The organism is Variovorax sp. P5_A3 (assembly GCF_056400665.1).
Genome location: NZ_JBFUKW010000029.1, coordinates 42,700 through 59,964 on the forward strand (window position 1 = coordinate 42,700; position 17,265 = coordinate 59,964).

Below are 17,265 nucleotides of genomic sequence, written 5' to 3' on the forward strand. Positions count from 1 at the left end.
ATCTCTCTATCTGAACGATTGGGTCAGGCGATGAAGGAAAGGTGTGCGCGGCGCGGCACCTCGACGAGTTCCGACTCGGGCTTGAGTTCGAGCATCGTGGGGCTGCCCTCGTCGAACAGCGGCCACTGCGGCAGGCCGTCGACGTTGGGGTTGCCCGTCTTCGCGAACTGGCACCAGTAGGCCTGCATCAGCGCAGTCACGCGATCGTCTTCCTTCCCCCAGTCGCGCGAGAGTTCGCGGGTGGTGCCGAAGACGTAGGGATACTCCGAGCTGTGGAACACGCCGAGCTCCGTCGCGGGATCGGCTTCGCGATAGGCCTGACCGACTTTGAAGGGCTGCATGTGCGCGAAGTGATAGAGGTAGGTGGGTGCGATGTGCGCCTGCGCACACGCGGCGGCGTACACGCCTCCTGCGAAGACTTCATCGCCGAACAGCGCCCTGCTCGACTTCACCGCCTCCGCATCGCTGCCTGCCGGATAGAACGCTTCGGCCGCTGTGGCGCGCTCGCCGAAGCGTTGGCGCAACTGCGCCCGGAAAGCCTCGGCGCCGGACGCGGCCGGAAACGTGGTGCCTTCATCGCGATTCCAGCCGGTCAGCAGCGGCACGGCCTGCTGCTCGCCCGCCGCAAAGATGTCGGCCAGTGGCTTTGGCAGAAATTTGCCATCGGCGATCGGCATGAATCGAGCAGACTGCGCGAGGTAATGTTCGAGCAGTTCATCAGCGCGCAAGGCGCGCAGCGAAGCGACAGTGCTGGCGCCTGCGCCTTCGGCGAATCGCACGCCACGCTCCTCGGCCTTCGCGAGATTCCCCGTGGGGCTGATGCCAAAGCTCTGCGCGATCGCGTGCCTGAAGAGGCCTCGCGCCTCCGGCGATGCCATCAGCGCGATGACACCATGGGCACCCGCGGACTGGCCGAAGACTGTCACCTTCGCGGGATCGCCGCCGAACCCCGCGATGTTGCGCTGGACCCAGCGCAGTGCCGCCGCCATGTCCAGCAGTCCGTAGTTGCCCGATGCGCCCCCTGCTTCTGCGCTCAATTCGGGATGCGCCATGAAGCCGAAGGGGCCAAGGCGGTAGTTGATCGTGACCAGCACGACACCCTGCTGCGGCAGGTTGCCACGCACGAAGACCGGGTTGGCCGCGGAGCCCTGCTGGAATGCGCCGCCATGAATCCACACCATGACCGGCAGCGCTTCGCCCGGCGTCTTCGCAGGCGTCCACACGTTCAGGTAGAGGCAGTCTTCGCTCATCGCCTGCGTGCCGGCGAACTCGGCGTAGACCGAGTCGGGCGTACGGCCCGGCTGCACGCACTGCGGCGCGAAGCGATCCGCCTGCCGAACGCCCTCCCAGGCCACCACCGGTGCCGGCGCCCGCCAGCGCAGGTCGCCCACCGGCGGCGCGGCGAACGGAACGCCCAGGTAGGCGTGCACGCCCGTCTCCGCGTCGGACACGCCGGCGACCAGGCCGCCTTCAACCTGGACCGTGGTGTCCATGGTGACGGCGAGCGCCGATGCCTGGGGGGATTCGCGTCGCATCAGACCTTCGCCTTCGGGTTCTTGCCGAGTTCGTGCATCGGCACCTTGTAGGTCTCACGCGCCGTGGAGATGGCGATCGCCGCGATGATTGCGGAGATCGATGTCAGCGCAGCCACAGGCATCCAGCCGTTCGGGCCGTCGCCCAGGATCGCGGCGCTGATGCTCGGCGCGAAGCCGCCGAGCGCAAAGCCGATCTGCGTGCCGATCGCCATGCCGGAGAGGCGCACGCGGGTGTCGAACATCTCGCCGTAGAGCGAGGGCCAGATCGCGTTCGACGCGCTGTAGACGATGCCGGAGGTCAGCAGGCCGAACACGAAGATCAGCGTCAGATCCCCCTTGCTGATGGCCCAGAGCGTCGGCCAGATCAGCACCGCGCAACCCAGTGCACCGAAGATGAAGACCGGTTTACGGCCGATTCGATCGGACAGGATGGCCCACAGCGGGATCGCCGCCAGCGCGACGACGTTGGAGCACACCAGCAGCGTGAGCATCGTGGCGCGCGGGATGTGCACCGTGTTCACCGCATAAGAGAGGACGAACAGGCCGAAGATCGTGCTCACGACCGACACCAGCGCACCGAAGATCACGCGCAGTACAGCGGGCGTGTGGTCGCGGAACAGGACGGCCGCGGGCAGCTTGACGGTCTCGTTGGCATCGGCCTCTTCCTTGAAGGCCGGTGTCTCGGGCAGCGTGCGCCGAACCCAGAAGCCGACCGCCACAACGACCGCGCTCAGGAAGAATGGAATGCGCCAGCCCCAGGACAGCAACTGGTCCTCCGGCAGCGCGGAAATCGGCAGGAACACGATCGTCGCCAGGATGAAGCCCATCTGCGTGCCGCTCAGCGTGAAGCTCGTGAAGAAGGCGCGACGATGGTCGGGTGCATGCTCCAGCGTCATCGAATTGGCACCAGCCTGTTCGCCCGCCGCCGAGAGGCCTTGCAGCAGGCGCAGGATCACCAGCATGATCGGCGCCGCCATGCCGACCTGGTTGTAGGTGGGCAAGGCACCGATGAGAAAGGTCGAGATGCCCATCAGCAGCAGCGTGAAGGTCAGCACCTTCTTGCGGCCGAACTTGTCGCCGATGTGGCCCATGAAGAAGGCGCCGATCGGGCGCGTGATGTAGCCCACGCCGAAGGTCGCGAAGGCCGCCACCGTGGCGAGCTTGGGGTCGACCGACGGAAAGAAGATCTTGCCGAACACCAGCGCGGCCGCCGTGCCATAGATGAAGAAGTCGTAGTACTCGACGGCACTGCCGATCCAGCTTGCAAAAGCGGCCTTCCTGGGTGTCTTGACGACCTCGGGTTCACGCGACCGGGATGCGTCGGCGGGGCTCATTGTGATGGCCATGGTTTCTTGCCTCTCCTTGTAATGGGCGAAAAGCGCTTTCAGGCCACGCTGGCCGAGTGGTAGCGCAATGGGTGGTGAATCTCGTCGGCCATCGAGGCCGGATAGATGAGTTCGCGCAGGAAGTTCGCGTCGTGGCGGACGCCGTTCGCCGCGTCCTTGTGACCGAAGAAATCGAGGTGGTGCGGCATTTGCTGGATAAGCATCTCGAATCCGGCCTGCGCGTTGAGTCCTCGCTCGCGCGCGGCGCGCACCAGGGGCGTGGGCTGGCTGCGCAACAGGATGTCGAACAGCGCGGCGTGCGCGTCCATGCGGGCGACGTCGACAGGCAGAGCGTCGTCCGGGGACAGGCCGAGCGAGGTCGCGTTGACAACGAGGTCGTAGCCCGCCGGGTCGTTGCTGTCGACGGCAACAGTGTTCGCATCGAAGAATGAATCGAGCTTGGCCGCAACGCCGGCGGCTTTGCCGGCCGAGGTGTCGTAGAAGGCGATGTGCTCGGCACCGTTGACCGTGCCGCCCTCGGCCAGCGCCACGCCGATCGCGGCCGCGCTCACACCGGCACCGAGGATCAGCACGCGCTTGCCGCGGAAAGGGATGTTGTAGCGGTCCAGGGCGCCGATCAGGCCTTCGCCGTCGAACAGGTCGCCTTCGAGTTCGCCGTTGTCGATGCGACGCACGACGTTGACCGATCCCGCCACCCGGCCGAAGAGACCGCAGCCATCGAGCAAGTCGACCAGCAAGGGCTTGTGCGGCGGCGCGATCGCCATGCCCCGCACGTTCTTTGCGAGGAAGGCCGCCTTGACGAACACCGCCAGATCGCGACGAGGCACCTGCACTGGCGCCATCACCGCGTCGATGCCGAAGCGTTCGAATACCGCGTTGAACATGCGCGGAAGGCGCACGTTCTTCACAGGGTCACCAGGGAGCAGGTAGAGGGCGGTGCTGCCGACGATGGAAGGGAACATGGAGGGTCTCGCTTCTTCGGGATTTGTTCGACTATCGCGCGATTCGAAGGGAAGCGACGCTAATGTAGTTTCCGCTGCGGCAACTTGGCGTCGAGTCGGTTGACAAAAATGCGATCATCGACCAGTCATGATCGATAATCGGACGAATTCAGGGTATCCCCCAGATCTGCCGAAGCATCGCATGACTACAGACCTGTCCCCCGCCCCGCCGGGCCTCGACAAGCGCGACTGGATCGCCGGCCTCGAGCGCGGCGTGTCGATCATCGAAGCCTTCGATGACGCGCATCCCCGCATGACGGCCAGCGAGGCGGGCCAGCGCACGGGCATGACCCGCACCGCCGCGCGCCGCTACCTGCTCACGCTGCAGCACATGGGCTATGTGGCAAGCGACGGCAAGCTCTTCTGGCTCACGCCGCGTGTGCTGCGGCTCGGGCAGTCCTATCTCGAATCCGCCCGGCTGCCGCGCATCGTGCAGCCCTTCCTCCAGCGCGTGGCGGCCGGCACGCACGAGATTGCCTACCTGAGCGTGATGGATGGCGATGAAGTGGTCTACATCGCTCGCAACGGCCCCAACCGCAGCATGAGCACCGGGTACGTGCTGGGGGCGCGCGTGCCGGCGCAGGTGACGGCGGCGGGGATGTTGATGCTGGCGATGCGCAGCGACGAGGAACGCGTGGCTTGGCTGGAAGCACGCGAATTGGCAGTCTTCACGTCGCACACCATCTCGAGCAAGGAGCGCATGAAGCTCGAACTCGCGCGCATCCGCTCCCAGGGCTGGGCGCTGTCGGAGCAGCAACTGGACCTCAACTCGCGCGGCATCGCGGTGCCGCTGCGCGATCGGCATGGCGATCTGGTGGGGGCGCTCAACGTGACGATGCCGATGGGTCATGAAAGCAGCGAAGACGCGGTCGCCCGCGTCTTGCCGGTGCTGCGCGAAACCGCGCAGGCGATGCGGAGTCTGATCTGACTCCGGTGCGGTCAGCGTTTTACGCGACCGCCTTGGCCAACCTCGCGTCCGCCAGCGTCCGCGCACGCATCTGCTCGTAGTCCGACTTGGGCACCGGCACCGCGTTCGGGTCACCGAGGTCCTTCATGTGGATACGGTAGGTTTCCCGTGCGCTGAGGACTGCAAGCGCCGAGATGACCGTGATGCCGAAGGTGAGCGCGCCGATCGTGAGCGGGATGTTGGTCGCGCCGGGGGGCGCTACGGCGACGAAAAGTGCGGGCAGCAAGGCGGTCACGGCAGTGCCGAGGTTCTGCGAGATGGCCATGGCCGAGCAGCGCGAACGCGTCGGGAACAGCTCCGGATAGAAGCTCGGGAACACGGCGTTGTAGCCCTGGTAGACGATGCCCCACATGAGCAGCGACATGACGATCGCCAGCGGCACGTGGTGGATGCTGATCGCATAGAGGTAGCCGAAGGACAGCAGTCCGGAGCCGAGCGCACCGATGATGATCGGCGGCTTGCGGCCGATCTTGTCGGAGAGGTTGCCCACGTACGGAATGACGATCACCGCGAGGATGTTGCCGAGCACCGGAATCCAGAGGTAGATGTCTTTCTCGAAGCCGATCCCGTAGGCGGGTTGCACTGCGTAAGCTGCACCGAAGACCGTCGCGACCACGGGGATGACGTTCATCAGGGCTGCGCAGATCACGCGGAGCATGTCGCGCCAGTTGTTGGTGAGCGCCTCGACGATCGGCGCCTTCTGCACTTCACCCTGACGGACTTCCTCGGCAAAGGCAGGGGTCTCGTCGACCTCGCGGCGAATGATGTAGCCGGCAACGATCACCACGAAGCTCAGCAGGAACGGAATGCGCCAGCCCCACGAGAGGAAGGCGTCCTGCGGCATGTAGTGCGCCAGCGGCAGGAACACGGCGGCGGCCAGGATCTGGCCGGCCTGGACGCCCTGCAGGCTGAAGCTGGCGAAGAAACCGCGGCGGCCGAAAGGTGCGTGCTCAAGGATCATCGAGCTGGCGCCGGAGATCTCGCCGGCCACGGCGAAGCCCTGGATCAGGCGCAATGCAACGAGCAATGCCGGTGCGAGCAGGCCGACCTGCGAGTACGTCGGCAGCAGGCCGACCGCGATGGTCGAGAAGCCCATCAGGAACATGCACACGATCAGCACGTGCTTGCGACCACGCGTGTCGCCCCAGTGCCCGAGCACGAAAGCGCCGATGGGCCTGGCGATGTAGCCGACGCCGTAGGTGGCCAGCGACGCGATGATCGCGATCCTCGGATTGCCCGACGGAAAGAAGATCTGCGGAAAGATCAGCGAGGCCGCAGTGGCGTAGATGAAGAAGTCGTAGTACTCCAGCGCCGAGCCGATCCAGCCGCTGGCGGCGGCCTTGCTCGACTGGTGTCGGCCTTTCGGCTCGTGGTCCTTGGGGTTGCTCATTTGTCTCTCCGATAGGGGTGGTTCGAATGGGTGCGAAGAATCGGGACAGATTCAGTCGATGTGCGATCACCGATGACTGAAGCCGCGACTGTGAGGCGGCGAGGCCTTCTTCACAACGCTCCAGGACCATCGACCGATCGATCATCGAACGCGCCTGTACACTGTTCGCACGCAGTCAGGGTTTGTCCCGACCATCCGCGGCCGGCGCAACCGCCGATCAGGCAAAGACTGCCGTGGCAATGGCGGCAGCGCCCGACGCGATCAGCGCCACGGCCCAGACCACGTCCAGATCGATCCAGGCGGCGCGCAGGGCCCGCAAGCCCAGGAAGCGATAGACGATCCACGCAATGCCCAGCCCGGAGCCGATCATCGCCACGCTGTGAACGAGCGAAACCGTGACCGCGATGCCGACGCTCGAACGCATCAGGGCCATCATGGACGTGTGATCGAAGACCGGAAGGGACGCGCCTTCGGTCACACCGACCGATAGCGGTTCGCACAGCCCGATGAGGACCGGCAGCAGCATCAACGCGGCGCCATGGGCGGTCGCCATCAGGAAGGACCACAGCGCCAGTTGCGTCGGTCGGATGCGCCCCGCCCAACGGTGGCGATGCGGCAGCACCAGCCGCGATACGCCGAACAGCATCACCAGCGCGCCGACGCCGATGCGGATTTCCTGCCCCCACTGCAGCATCCACGCGAGCATCGCGAACGGCACCAGCACGAGCGCCATTGCCAGCAGGTGGCCGAGGCCCAGAGGCACCCAGGTCGCCAGGACCGCCGCATTGCGCTTTTCGCCCAGGCCGTTGGCCACCGCCAGCGGCCAGCCCATGGCCGGATTCAGGCCGTGGAAGACGCCGATCGCCACGACGCCAGCCCAGAGCGACGCAGTTGCCGCGGTGCTCACGAGGAACCCCGCATCGGACCGGCTCAGGCCGACGGGTAGCAGAAGGAATCGGTCGAGCAGTCGCCGCCCTGCAGACGGATCTGGTGCGCGCCGTACTCCGCGCCGAAATCGACGACGAACTTCTTGTCGAGCTCGATGCCGCCGTCCTTGCCGACGTTGCACATGACTTGCCGCCCCGGTATGCCGTCGGGATAGAACTGGGCATCCCACTTGCTGTAGAGCGAGTTGGTGAAGTACACGCGCTTGCCGTCGCGACTGACCTCGGTCATCTGCGGGCCGCCGCCGAAGGCGGAGCCGTTCGGATGCGGCGTGTGCTTCGCGATGCCGCCGATGCGCACGCTGCCGGCCAGGCGCGGGTTCATCGGGTCGGACACGTCGTACTGGCGCAGTTCGCCGGTGCCCCAGCAGGCCACGTAGAGGAATCGATCGTCCAGGGAAAGGTCGATGTCGCTGATCAGCGGCGGGACGGCGCCGAAGCCCTTGAGCAGATCGGGCAGGAGGGACGCGTCGGCGGGTTCCGGCGGAATGACCGCGGTCTTCTTCGCATGGAACTTGCCGCCTTCGCGCCACCAGGTCCAGATCGAGCCCTCGAGGTTCGTGGTGTCGACCACCACGCCGACGAAGCCGTATTCGCGCGTCGGATCGTGCGCGGGCCGGATCTCCAGCGCCATCTGGTGGTTGGCGCCCAGGTCGATGGTCTGCACATGGCGGCGCGCGCGCAGGTCCCAGAAGTGAAGCTGGTGGCCGTAGCGATTGCCGAGCAAGTCTTCGGCGACGATGCCGTTCTCGAACTGTGGCGGCAGGCCCCATTCGCTCGAAACCATGTAGTCGCGCGGAAGGTTCCACCAGAAGTCGTAGTGCAGCTTCTGCGGGCCACGCTCGATCTCCCACTTGCCAAGGATCTCGAAGCTTTCGCAGTCCATCAGGAACACGCCGGGCGGGCCGTCCGTTCCGTCTGCGCCGGCACCGCCGAGGGTGCTGATGTAGAGGCCCTCCGGCCCGCAGTGCACGGTGTGCGGACGTGAATAGCCGGTCTTGCGCACGACCTCCTCGGGCTCGATCGTCCGCACGATCGTCGGGCGCGCCGGATCGGGCTGCGTGTCGACGATGTAGACCCGCGACGAGCGTATGCCCGGAATGATCAGGTAGCGCCGCTTGAGGAAGGCATGCCCCGACATCGGTGACAGCGCCGAGCTGCAGGCATTCCAGCCGAAGTGGTGGAACTCGTCGCCGCGGTTCGGCATGTCGAGCCGGTACAGCACCGTGCCGTAGGTCTTGGAAGCCGGATCGACGTCGACGACGGCCAATGCATCGGGCCGGGAGGCGTCGGGTGAAAGGAGCGCGGTGTAGGCGATGCGCTCGGGCTCGGCTTCCATCGCGAGGCGTGGAGAGGGATGGAACGTGGGGTCGGTTCGCAGCGATTCGAGCATGGCGGGCTCCTGCAAAAGTTTCGAAGCGACGTGGGGCGCGAAAGCATTCAGCCCGGCTTGGCCGCGCGCCAGTATGCGCGCCGCGGCCCACCAACGGTAGCCCTTGGATGCATCACGACGTGAGCACCGATACCGTGATGACGCCGACTTGCCGCTGGAATGCCGCAGCAGCGTCGAATACATACTTTCTTGCATTTTTCCGGGTTAACCCTCAACGCCCTGCATCGACTCGCTCCTACCATTTATTCAACTTGAATTAATTAATGGCGCCGCGGTTTCTACCGAGGTGGCAAGGAGACAAGCCAGTGAAATCCAAGGGCCTCGGTCGAGGTACGAACTCGGTCAACCTTCGCCTCTACAACGAGCGCACGCTGTTGCAGCGTCTGCGCCGTGCGGGCGAGGCATCGAAGGCGGATCTCGCGCGCTGGGCCCAACTGACGAACACCGCCGTCGGCAGCATCGTGCAGTCACTGGAGGAATCGCGGCTGATCGAACCGGCCGGCCGGCGCCAGGAAGGCCAGCGCGGCCAGCCCGCAGGGCTCTACCGCATCAACCCCGAGGGCGCCTACGGCATCGGCGTGCGCCTGGACCGCACCAGCATCGAAACGGTGCTCATCAATCTCGGCGGCAAGATCCTGGCCCGGGAGGCGCACGATTTGCTGCTGCCCCACCCCGACGAGGCGCTCGCGCTGGTTCGCAAGGACGTCGGCCGGATGCTGAGCGTGCTTGCCCCCCCGCAACGCCACCGCCTCATGGGTGTCGGCCTCGCGCAGCCCTACAACCTCGGAAGCTGGCTGCGCGAACTCGACCTCAAGGCGGACTTCCGCGTCTGGGACGAAGTGGACTTCGGCACCTTGCTGTCCCAGGCGATCGAACAGCCTGTCTTCAAGGAAAACGACGGCAACGCCGCAGCGATCGCCGAAACGTTCTTCGGCGTCGGCCGCGAGGAGGACGACTTCCTCTACGTCTTCATCGGCGCGGCACTCGGCGCAGGCGCGGTGATCGGCGGCGAGAGCCTGCGCGGCAGCAGCGGCAATGCGGCCGACCTCGGGCTGATGCCCGTGCTGCCCAGTCGCCTGCCTTCTGCACCAGTGTCCGACCGGCCGTGGGACATCCTGCTGTCGCGCGCCTCACTCAATTCGCTCGCGCGCCATCTGCGGCATCACGGCATTGCGATACAGGGCCACGCCGACCTCGAGGACTGCGTCAAATCCGGTCGCGTCGAAGTGCACGAATGGCTCGATGACTGCGTCGATGCGCTGGTGCCCTCCCTTCGTGCATCGCTTGCCGTACTGGACCTGCCCGCTGTGGTTGTCGACTGCGACATCGACAACGGCATCGTCGACGAGTTGATGAAGCGCATCGACTCCGGCCTGCGCCTGATCGCGCCAGAGGCGCGGCAGACCCCTCGCATCCTTCGTGGCACCTTCCGCGCCGATGCCGGCGCGATCGGCGCCGCCAGCTTGCCCATGTTCTTCAATTTCTCGCCGCGCGCCGACGTCCTGCGCGGTCGCCCACACGCCAACCAGGAGACGGCCAATGCCTGAATCCCCCACTGCGCTGCTCGAACTGCGCAAGATTTCGAAAACCTTTCCCGGTGTCAAGGCGCTGCAGGATGTCCGCCTCAGCGCCCGCGCTGGCCATGTGCACGCACTGATGGGCGAGAACGGCGCAGGCAAGTCGACGTTGATGAAGGTGCTTTCGGGCGCCTACATGCCCGACCCCGGTGCCGAGATCCTGATCGACGGCAAGCTGGTCCACATCGACGGCCCGCTCGCGGCAAAGAACCTCGGCGTATCGGTGATCTACCAGGAACTGAGTTTGGCCGCCAACCTGACCGTGGCCGAGAACATCTACATGGGCCGGCCCTTGCGTCGCGGCGGCCTGGTGGATCGCGCCGGAATGGCGGCCGCCTGCGAGGCCACCCTGCAGCGGCTCGGCGCGGATTTCGTCGCCGCGACCCGTGTCGCGACCCTCTCGATCGCCCAGCGCCAACTCGTGGAAATTGCCCGCGCGGTGCATTTCGATTGCCGCATCCTGGTGATGGACGAACCCACCACGCCGCTGTCGACGCACGAGACCGACCGCCTCTTCGCGCTGATCCGCCGCTTGCGCGACGAAGGGCTCGCGATCCTCTACATCAGCCACCGCATGGACGAGATCGACGAGCTCGCCGACGAAGTCACGGTGCTGCGCGACGGCACCTACGTCGGCACGCTGGGCCGCGCCGAACTCTCGCGCGACAAGCTCGTGAAGATGATGGTGGGCCGCGACCTGTCGGGCTTCTACCGCAAGGAACACCATGGCCAGCACACCGGCGCCAAGGCGCTCACGGTGCGCGGACTCAGCGACGGCCGGCGCGTGCATGGCTGCAGCTTCGAACTGCATTCGGGCGAAGTGCTCGGCCTGGCCGGTCTGGTCGGCGCAGGCCGTACCGAGTTGGCGCGCCTCATCTTCGGCGCCGATCCACGCACCGGCGGCGAGGTGTCGCTGAACGGCGCGGGCGCGGTGCTGAACATCACCCAGCCGATCGACGCGATCCGCTCCGGCATCCTCTATCTCACCGAGGACCGCAAGGGACAGGGCTTGTTCCTGGACCTCTCGGTGCGCGACAACATCAACGTGATGGTGTGCCCGCGCGATGCGAACGCGGGCGGCGTGATGGACGGCAAACGCGCGGCGAAGCGGGCGCGCGACGCCATCTCGCAGCTTTCAATCCGCGTGGCCTCGGCGCGCGTCAACGTCGGGTCGCTCTCGGGCGGCAACCAGCAGAAGGTGCTGCTCGCGCGCCTGCTCGAACTCGCACCGCGCGTGCTCATCCTGGACGAGCCGACACGCGGCGTCGACATCGGAGCCAAGAGCGAGATCTACCGCCTCATCGACGAACTCGCACGACGCGGCGTCGCTGTGCTCGTGATCTCGAGCGAGCTGGCAGAGGTCGTCGGCATCTGCGACCGCGTGATCGTGATGCGCGAGGGCCGCCTCGTCGGAGAGGTCGGCGGCGGAAGCGGGCAGGCCATCACCCAGGAAAACATCGTCGCGCTCGCCACCGGCGCGGTTCCCACCCACACCCCGACGCTGCACTGAGACGGCCCCAGGAGACATGCAATGAACAAGCAGACATCGCCCGCCATCCCGGCGGCGGAGAACCCCGCCCTCCCCTCCGCGCTGCGCGGCGCCACGGGCAAGGAAATCATTCGCGCGCTCGGCATGCTGCCTGTGCTCATCCTGCTGTGCATCGGGTTCAGCTTTGCCAGCGAGAACTTCTTCAGCCTGCAGAACCTGTCGATCATGACGCAGCAGGCCTCGATCAACATCGTGCTTGCGGCCGGCATGACCTTCGTGATCCTCACGGGGGGCATCGACCTGTCGGTCGGCTCCATCCTCGCTGCGTCCGCGGTGGTGGCGATGCTGGTGTCGAACTTCCCGCAGTTCGGCATGCTGGGCATCGCCGGCGGGCTGGCCTGCGGACTGTTGTTCGGACTGGTCAACGGCATCCTGATCGCCTTCGTCAAGCTGCCGCCGTTCATCGTCACGCTGGGCTCGCTCACTGCGGTGCGCGGCATTGCGCGACTGATCGGCAACGACGCGACGGTTTTCAATCCGCAACTGCCCTTCGCGTTCATCGGCAATGGCGAAGTGCTGGGCGTTCCCTGGCTTGTGATCATCGCGTTCGCGGTGGTGGCGCTGTCGTGGTTCATCCTGCGACGCACGGTGCTGGGACTGAACATCTACTCGGTCGGCGGCAACCCCGAAGCCGCGCGCCTCGCGGGGATCAAGGTCTGGGCGGTGCTGCTGTTCGTGTATTGCACCTCGGGGCTGCTCTCGGGACTCGGCGGCGTCATGGCCTCGGCACGGCTCTATGCGGCCAACGGATTGCAGCTCGGCGCCTCGTACGAACTCGACGCGATCGCGGCGGTGATCCTGGGCGGCACCAGCTTCGTCGGCGGCACCGGCTCGATCCTGGGCACGCTGATCGGCGCGCTGATCATCGCGGTACTCACCAACGGCCTGATCCTGATGGGTGTCTCGGACATCTGGCAGTACATCGTCAAGGGCCTCGTGATCATCGGCGCCGTCGCGCTGGACCGCTATCGCCGCAAGGATTCCGCGAGGACATGAGTACACCCCCAGGCTCGCGCACTTCGTGTCGCTCTCCACCCCCTTGCAGGGGGCAACACCTGCGGGCCGGCGGAGCCGGTTCCGCGGTGTTTCCCGAATTTCCGACTCCACTCTTTGAGCATTTCAACCACCAACCCCAGGAGACTCTCATGCGCAACAAACTCTTTGCCCTCGCGGCCATTGCCGCCGCCTTCGCGATGCCTGTGGCCCATGCCCAGCAGAAGGAATTCAAGAACGTGGGCATCACGCTCGGCTCGATGGGCAATCCCTTCTTCGTCTCGCTCGCCAAGGGCGCCGAGGCAAAGGCCAAGCAATACAACCCGGCCGTCAAGGTGACGGCCCTGTCGGCCGACTACGACCTGAACAAGCAGTTCTCGCAGATCGACGGCTTCATCTCGGCCGGGGCCGACCTCATCCTCGTCAACGCCGTGGACGCCAAGGCCATCGAACCCGCGCTGGTCAAGGCGAAGAAAGCCGGCATCGTCGTCATCGGCGTCGATGTGGCAGCCAACGGCTCGGATGCGACCGTGCAGACCAACAACGTGCAGGCTGGTGAGATCGCCTGCCAATTCATCGTCGAGAAGCTCGGTGGCAAGGGCAACGTGATCATCCAGAACGGACCGCAGGTGTCGGCGGTGATCGACCGGGTCAACGGCTGCAAGACGGTGCTCAAGAAGAGCCCCGACATCAAGGTCCTCTCGGACGACCAGGACGCGAAGGGTTCACGCGAGGGCGGACTCAACGTGATGCAGAACCATCTCACGCGCTTCCCGAAGGTCGATGCCGTCTTTGCCATCAACGACCCGCAGGCCATCGGCGCCGACCTCGCGGCCAAGCAACTCAACCGCAAGAACATCGTCATCACCTCCGTCGACGGCGCACCGGACATCGAGACAGCGCTCAAGGGCGATACCCAGGTGCAGGCGTCGGCCAGCCAGGACCCGTTCATGATCGCGCAGAAGGCGGTGGAAATCGGACACGACATCCTCAACGGCAAGAAGCCCGAGTCGCAGATGACGCTGTTGCCGTCGACGCTGATCACGCGCGCGAACGTCAAGGACTACAAGGGCTGGCAAGCGCCGCGCTGAGCCGGGGACCGACCATGTTCGTGGTATGTGGCGAAGCGCTGATGGATGTCTACATGGGCGAGTCGACGCCCACCGGCATGACGCTCGACGCGCGCATCGGCGGCTCGCCGCTCAATGTGGCGCAAGGGCTTGCGCGACTGGCGCGGCCGGCGGCTTTCCTGACTGGCCTGTCGACCGACGCGCTGGGCGAGCGGCTGCTGGCCTCGCTCCGAGCGGAAGGCGTCGACACCTCGCTGATCTTCCGCAGCGACGCGCCGACCACGCTCAGCGTCGTGAGCGTCGATGCCAGCGGCGTGCCGCGCTACGCCTTCCACGGCAACGGCGCGGCCGACAGGCAAATCACGCTCGACACGCTGCCCGCGTTGCCGCCGGCCACGCGCGTGCTGCAGTTCGGCTCCTATGCGCTGGTGGTCGAGCCGGTCGGGAGCGCCCTGCGCGGCCTGGCCAAACGCGAGCGTGAGCGACGGCTGATTGCCTACGATCCGAACGTGCGTCTCAACGTCGAGCCCGATCTCGTTCACTGGCGCTCGGTGGTCGAGGAGATGGTGTCGAACGCGCACCTGGTGAAGGTGAGCGACGAAGACCTGGGCCTGCTCTATCCGTCCGAAACGCCGGAGCAGGTTGCGGCCCGCTGGCTCACGCAGGGCGCTTCCCTGGTGGCGGTGACGCGCGGTCGACATGGCGCGAGCGCATGGACGCGAAATGCCCAGGCCGACGCGCCATCGCCCGAGACCAAAGTGGTCGACACCGTCGGCGCGGGCGACACCTTCCACGCGGCCCTGCTGACATGGCTGGACGAGCATGACGCGCTCACGCCCGATGCGCTCTCGGCTCTGGATGGCGCATCCCTCGACGCCCTTCTCCGCTTCGCTGCACGCGCCGCCGCCATCACCTGTTCGCGCCGCGGCGCGGACATGCCGCGGCGAGATGAGCTTGGCTGAAATCGTGGACAGCAAAGGATTCACACGCTAGCCGCCGCTCAAGCCGAGGTCAATCCGATTGAATCCACCCGGCCACCCGCCCCTTGCGGGGCCCCGGCACTAGAGGAAGGACGCCTGGGGCGACGAAGATTCGGCGCCGGAAGACGGCTGTTCATGCCGCTCGTTCACATCGCCGCACTGTGCGCGATTGCGCAACGCGTGCTCCATCACGACCAGCGCCAGCATCGCCTCGGCAATCGGCGTCGCGCGGATGCCGACGCAGGGATCGTGGCGACCCTTGGTCACGACCTCGACCGGCTGGTTGTTGACGTCGATGGACTGGCGCGGGCTGATGATCGAACTGGTGGGCTTGATCGCGATGCTCACTTCGAGGTCCTGCCCGGTACTGATACCGCCCAGCACGCCGCCCGAGTTGTTGGTCAAGAAGCCCTCCGGGGTGATCGAATCGCCATGCGTGGTGCCCCGCTGCGTGACGCTCGCGAAGCCGGCGCCGATCTCCACGCCCTTGACCGCGTTGATGCCCATCATCGCCCAGGCGATGTCGGAGTCCATCTTGTCGAACAGCGGCTCGCCGAGGCCGACGGGCACGTTCGACGCGGTCACGCGAATGCGCGCGCCGCAGGAGTCGCCGGCCTTGCGCAGCGCGTCCATGTAAGCCTCGAGCTGCGAGACATCGGAAACGGGCGCGAAGAAGGGGTTGTTCGGCACGTGGTCCCAACTCTCGAACGGGATCACGATGTCGCCGATCTGCGCCATGCAGCCACGGAATACGGTGCCGTACCTCTCGGACAGCCACTTCTTTGCAACCGCGCCGGCGGCCACCATCGGCGCCGTCAGCCGCGCCGACGACCTGCCGCCGCCGCGCGGATCGCGAATGCCGTATTTCTTGAAGTAGGTGAAGTCGGCGTGGCCGGGTCGGAACTGCTGCGCGATCTGGCCGTAGTCCTTGCTGCGCTGGTCGGTGTTCTGGATCAGCAGCGCGATCGGCGTGCCGGTGGTCTTGCCTTCGTAGACGCCGCTGAGGATCTGCACCGCATCGGGTTCGTTGCGCTGGGTCACGTGGCGGCTGGTGCCGGGGCGGCGGCGATCGAGATCGCCCTGGATATCGGCTTCGCTGAGCGCCATCCCGGGCGGGCAGCCGTCGATGACGCAGCCGATCGCGGGGCCATGCGATTCGCCGAAGTTGGTGACCGCGAAAAGGGTGCCGAAGGTGTTGCCGCTCATGCGGGCGATTATCGTTGAGGGACGTGTCCGCAATCTGGAATGGTTTATGCGTGCTGCGGCGCAACATCCCCTTTTGAAACCTTCGAGGAGCGCGCAAATGCTGGACCGTACCGATACGAAGTTCTCCCACATCAAACCCGGCGACACCGACTACGTCTCTGGCGGGTTGCGCGATTTCTTCCTGTACCGAGACCTGGGCATCGCCGAGGCGACCAACGGCAAGGTGATCGCGCACCTCGTCAAGGCCAACATGGCACCGGAAACGGGCACCGGTTGGCACCGCCACGAGGCGGACTTCCAGATCGTCATCATGGTGAAGGGCTGGGCCCGCTTCATGTACGAAGACAAGGAAACGCTGGTCGAGGCCGGGGACGTGGTGCACCAGCGTCCCGGCATCCGGCACTACCTGTTCGACTACTCGCCGGACATGGAGTACCTGGAAATCGTTTCCCCGGCGGACTTCAAGAGTGTCGATGTGGAGCCGGCGTGCGAAGTCCCCGCGCCAACACCGTGGAAATAGGCTGAAAGCGGGTCCTGCCACCCGGAAGGGACATGCGTTCGCGTGCGTGAAGAAGCCCGTTGACCGGGCCTGGGTCAAAATCCGAGGATGCCCGCCCAGCCCCTTCCCCCCCTCAATCGCCAGTTCGTCGCCCATTTCGGAGAAATGGGCAGCAAGTGGGGCATCAACCGCACCGTCGGCCAGATCTACGCGCTGATCTTCCTCTCGGAGCGCGCGCTCAATGCCGACGAGATTGCCGAGTCGCTGGAGTTTTCTCGCTCGAATGTGAGCATGGGCCTGAAGGAGCTCCAGGCGTGGCGGCTGGTGCGCCTGCGCCACCACCCAGGCGACCGTCGCGAGTATTTCGAGGCGCCCGCCGACGTGTGGGAAATCTTTCGCGTGCTGGCCGAGGAAAGGCGCCGCCGCGAGATCGAGCCCACGCTCTCGATGCTGCGGATGGCGCTGCTCGAAGAGCCCACCTCCGACGAGGAACGCCATGCCCAGCAGCGCATGCGCGAGATGCACGACCTGATCGATCGCCTGATGAAGTGGTTCGACGACGTGCAGCGCCTGGCGCCCGAAACCGCCATGCAGCTCATGGGCATGGGCGCCACCGTGACCAAGGTCCTCAACCTCAAGGATCGCCTGACCGGTGGCAAGGAAAAGAAGCCGGCCGCCTGACCCCTATGGCTTGTTCAGTTTGTCGCGACGAATCGCGTCATCTTCCATCAGCTCGTACCACATCGCGTTGAGCACCGCGAAGGTGGCGGCAAGAGGCAGTCCGAGAATCCAGGCGAAGTACCACATGAGTGAAT

The 17,265-nt window shown here is 65.8% G+C and carries 16 protein-coding genes; 8 read left to right on the top strand and 8 right to left on the bottom strand.

Annotation, left to right across the window (positions count from 1 at the left end; genetic code table 11):
• Positions 1-23 precede the first annotated feature (23 nt).
• From AC1D3B_RS30785 to AC1D3B_RS30795, 3 genes are read right to left on the bottom strand one after another with little or no spacing between them, the layout of a single operon-like run.
• Entirely contained in the window at positions 24-1,535 is a 1,512-nt protein-coding gene (locus AC1D3B_RS30785; RefSeq protein ID WP_478194472.1) for a carboxylesterase/lipase family protein, read from the bottom strand.
• Positions 1,535-2,881, bottom strand: coding sequence for an MFS transporter (locus tag AC1D3B_RS30790; protein WP_478194473.1), 1,347 nt, complete (start codon positions 2,879-2,881; stop codon positions 1,535-1,537). The genes AC1D3B_RS30785 and AC1D3B_RS30790 overlap by 1 nt, the downstream gene beginning before the upstream one ends.
• 38 nt (positions 2,882-2,919) lie before the next feature.
• A complete protein-coding gene (locus AC1D3B_RS30795; RefSeq protein ID WP_478194474.1) occupies positions 2,920-3,843 on the bottom strand; it encodes a shikimate dehydrogenase family protein in 924 nt (307 codons plus the stop codon).
• Between the two features lie 181 nt (positions 3,844-4,024).
• On the opposite strand from AC1D3B_RS30795, the gene AC1D3B_RS30800 reads away from it, so the two are divergent.
• Positions 4,025-4,810 carry an IclR family transcriptional regulator domain-containing protein gene (locus AC1D3B_RS30800; protein WP_478194475.1) on the top strand — a complete coding sequence of 262 codons (786 nt, stop codon included), beginning with the start codon at positions 4,025-4,027 and terminating at the stop codon, positions 4,808-4,810.
• Positions 4,811-4,829: 19 nt separating this feature from the next.
• On the opposite strand, the gene AC1D3B_RS30805 is transcribed toward AC1D3B_RS30800, so the two are convergent.
• From AC1D3B_RS30805 to AC1D3B_RS30815, 3 genes are all read right to left on the bottom strand, one after another.
• Entirely contained in the window at positions 4,830-6,239 is a 1,410-nt protein-coding gene (locus AC1D3B_RS30805) for an MFS transporter (protein ID WP_478194476.1), read from the bottom strand.
• Between the two features lie 217 nt (positions 6,240-6,456).
• On the bottom strand, positions 6,457-7,146 hold the full coding sequence (locus AC1D3B_RS30810; protein WP_478194477.1) for a hypothetical protein: 690 nt from the start codon (positions 7,144-7,146) through the stop codon (positions 6,457-6,459).
• A gap of 23 nt (positions 7,147-7,169) precedes the next feature.
• On the bottom strand, positions 7,170-8,576 hold the full coding sequence (locus AC1D3B_RS30815; RefSeq protein WP_478194478.1) for a selenium-binding protein SBP56-related protein: 1,407 nt from the start codon (positions 8,574-8,576) through the stop codon (positions 7,170-7,172).
• A 305-nt stretch (positions 8,577-8,881) separates the two neighbouring features.
• Here AC1D3B_RS30815 and AC1D3B_RS30820 point away from each other — a divergent pair, with 305 nt between their 5' ends.
• The 5 genes from AC1D3B_RS30820 (at position 8,882) to AC1D3B_RS30840 (ending at position 14,727) form a co-directional block, all read left to right on the top strand.
• Positions 8,882-10,123 carry an ROK family protein gene (locus AC1D3B_RS30820; RefSeq protein WP_478194479.1) on the top strand — a complete coding sequence of 414 codons (1,242 nt, stop codon included), beginning with the start codon at positions 8,882-8,884 and terminating at the stop codon, positions 10,121-10,123.
• The gene (locus AC1D3B_RS30825; protein ID WP_478194480.1) at positions 10,116-11,663 is read left to right on the top strand and encodes a sugar ABC transporter ATP-binding protein; all 1,548 of its coding nucleotides are present in this window, start codon (positions 10,116-10,118) and stop codon (positions 11,661-11,663) included. Before AC1D3B_RS30820 ends, AC1D3B_RS30825 begins: the two co-directional genes overlap by 8 nt.
• A 21-nt stretch (positions 11,664-11,684) precedes the next feature.
• Positions 11,685-12,698 carry an ABC transporter permease subunit gene (locus AC1D3B_RS30830; protein ID WP_478194481.1) on the top strand — a complete coding sequence of 338 codons (1,014 nt, stop codon included), beginning with the start codon at positions 11,685-11,687 and terminating at the stop codon, positions 12,696-12,698.
• Between the two features lie 149 nt (positions 12,699-12,847).
• A complete protein-coding gene (locus AC1D3B_RS30835; RefSeq protein ID WP_478194482.1) occupies positions 12,848-13,786 on the top strand; it encodes an ABC transporter substrate-binding protein in 939 nt (312 codons plus the stop codon).
• 14 nt (positions 13,787-13,800) lie between these two features.
• On the top strand, positions 13,801-14,727 hold the full coding sequence (locus tag AC1D3B_RS30840; protein ID WP_478194483.1) for a carbohydrate kinase family protein: 927 nt from the start codon (positions 13,801-13,803) through the stop codon (positions 14,725-14,727).
• Between the two features lie 99 nt (positions 14,728-14,826).
• Here the strand turns inward: AC1D3B_RS30840 and aroC are convergent, their stop codons facing one another.
• On the bottom strand, positions 14,827-15,951 hold the full coding sequence (gene aroC / locus AC1D3B_RS30845) for a chorismate synthase (protein ID WP_478194484.1): 1,125 nt from the start codon (positions 15,949-15,951) through the stop codon (positions 14,827-14,829).
• A 97-nt stretch (positions 15,952-16,048) separates the two neighbouring features.
• Here aroC and AC1D3B_RS30850 point away from each other — a divergent pair, with 97 nt between their 5' ends.
• Both AC1D3B_RS30850 and AC1D3B_RS30855 read left to right on the top strand, forming a co-directional pair.
• Positions 16,049-16,471: a cupin domain-containing protein gene (locus tag AC1D3B_RS30850; protein ID WP_478194485.1), complete on the top strand. Its 423-nt coding sequence runs from the start codon at positions 16,049-16,051 to the stop codon at positions 16,469-16,471.
• A gap of 87 nt (positions 16,472-16,558) precedes the next feature.
• Positions 16,559-17,131, top strand: a complete 573-nt coding sequence (locus tag AC1D3B_RS30855; RefSeq protein WP_478194486.1) for a GbsR/MarR family transcriptional regulator — start codon at positions 16,559-16,561, stop codon at positions 17,129-17,131.
• A gap of 3 nt (positions 17,132-17,134) precedes the next feature.
• Here the strand turns inward: AC1D3B_RS30855 and cydX are convergent, their stop codons facing one another.
• A complete protein-coding gene (gene cydX, locus AC1D3B_RS30860; protein WP_028251315.1) occupies positions 17,135-17,257 on the bottom strand; it encodes a cytochrome bd-I oxidase subunit CydX in 123 nt (40 codons plus the stop codon).
• Positions 17,258-17,265: the final 8 nt, after the last annotated feature.

Bases quoted from the DNA above. Each gene is read 5' to 3' on its own strand.
- AC1D3B_RS30785 (WP_478194472.1), bottom strand. From the start codon at position 1,535: ATGCGACGCGAATCCCCCCAGGCATCGGCGCTCGCCGTCACCATGGAC.
- AC1D3B_RS30790 (WP_478194473.1), bottom strand. From the start codon at position 2,881: ATGGCCATCACAATGAGCCCCGCCGACGCATCCCGGTCGCGTGAACCC.
- AC1D3B_RS30795 (WP_478194474.1), bottom strand. From the start codon at position 3,843: ATGTTCCCTTCCATCGTCGGCAGCACCGCCCTCTACCTGCTCCCTGGT.
- AC1D3B_RS30800 (WP_478194475.1), top strand. From the start codon at position 4,025: ATGACTACAGACCTGTCCCCCGCCCCGCCGGGCCTCGACAAGCGCGAC.
- AC1D3B_RS30805 (WP_478194476.1), bottom strand. From the start codon at position 6,239: ATGAGCAACCCCAAGGACCACGAGCCGAAAGGCCGACACCAGTCGAGC.
- AC1D3B_RS30815 (WP_478194478.1), bottom strand. From the start codon at position 8,576: ATGCTCGAATCGCTGCGAACCGACCCCACGTTCCATCCCTCTCCACGC.
- AC1D3B_RS30825 (WP_478194480.1), top strand. From the start codon at position 10,116: ATGCCTGAATCCCCCACTGCGCTGCTCGAACTGCGCAAGATTTCGAAA.
- AC1D3B_RS30830 (WP_478194481.1), top strand. From the start codon at position 11,685: ATGAACAAGCAGACATCGCCCGCCATCCCGGCGGCGGAGAACCCCGCC.
- AC1D3B_RS30835 (WP_478194482.1), top strand. From the start codon at position 12,848: ATGCGCAACAAACTCTTTGCCCTCGCGGCCATTGCCGCCGCCTTCGCG.
- AC1D3B_RS30840 (WP_478194483.1), top strand. From the start codon at position 13,801: ATGTTCGTGGTATGTGGCGAAGCGCTGATGGATGTCTACATGGGCGAG.
- aroC (WP_478194484.1), bottom strand. From the start codon at position 15,951: ATGAGCGGCAACACCTTCGGCACCCTTTTCGCGGTCACCAACTTCGGC.
- AC1D3B_RS30850 (WP_478194485.1), top strand. From the start codon at position 16,049: ATGCTGGACCGTACCGATACGAAGTTCTCCCACATCAAACCCGGCGAC.
- AC1D3B_RS30855 (WP_478194486.1), top strand. From the start codon at position 16,559: ATGCCCGCCCAGCCCCTTCCCCCCCTCAATCGCCAGTTCGTCGCCCAT.
- cydX (WP_028251315.1), bottom strand. From the start codon at position 17,257: ATGTGGTACTTCGCCTGGATTCTCGGACTGCCTCTTGCCGCCACCTTC.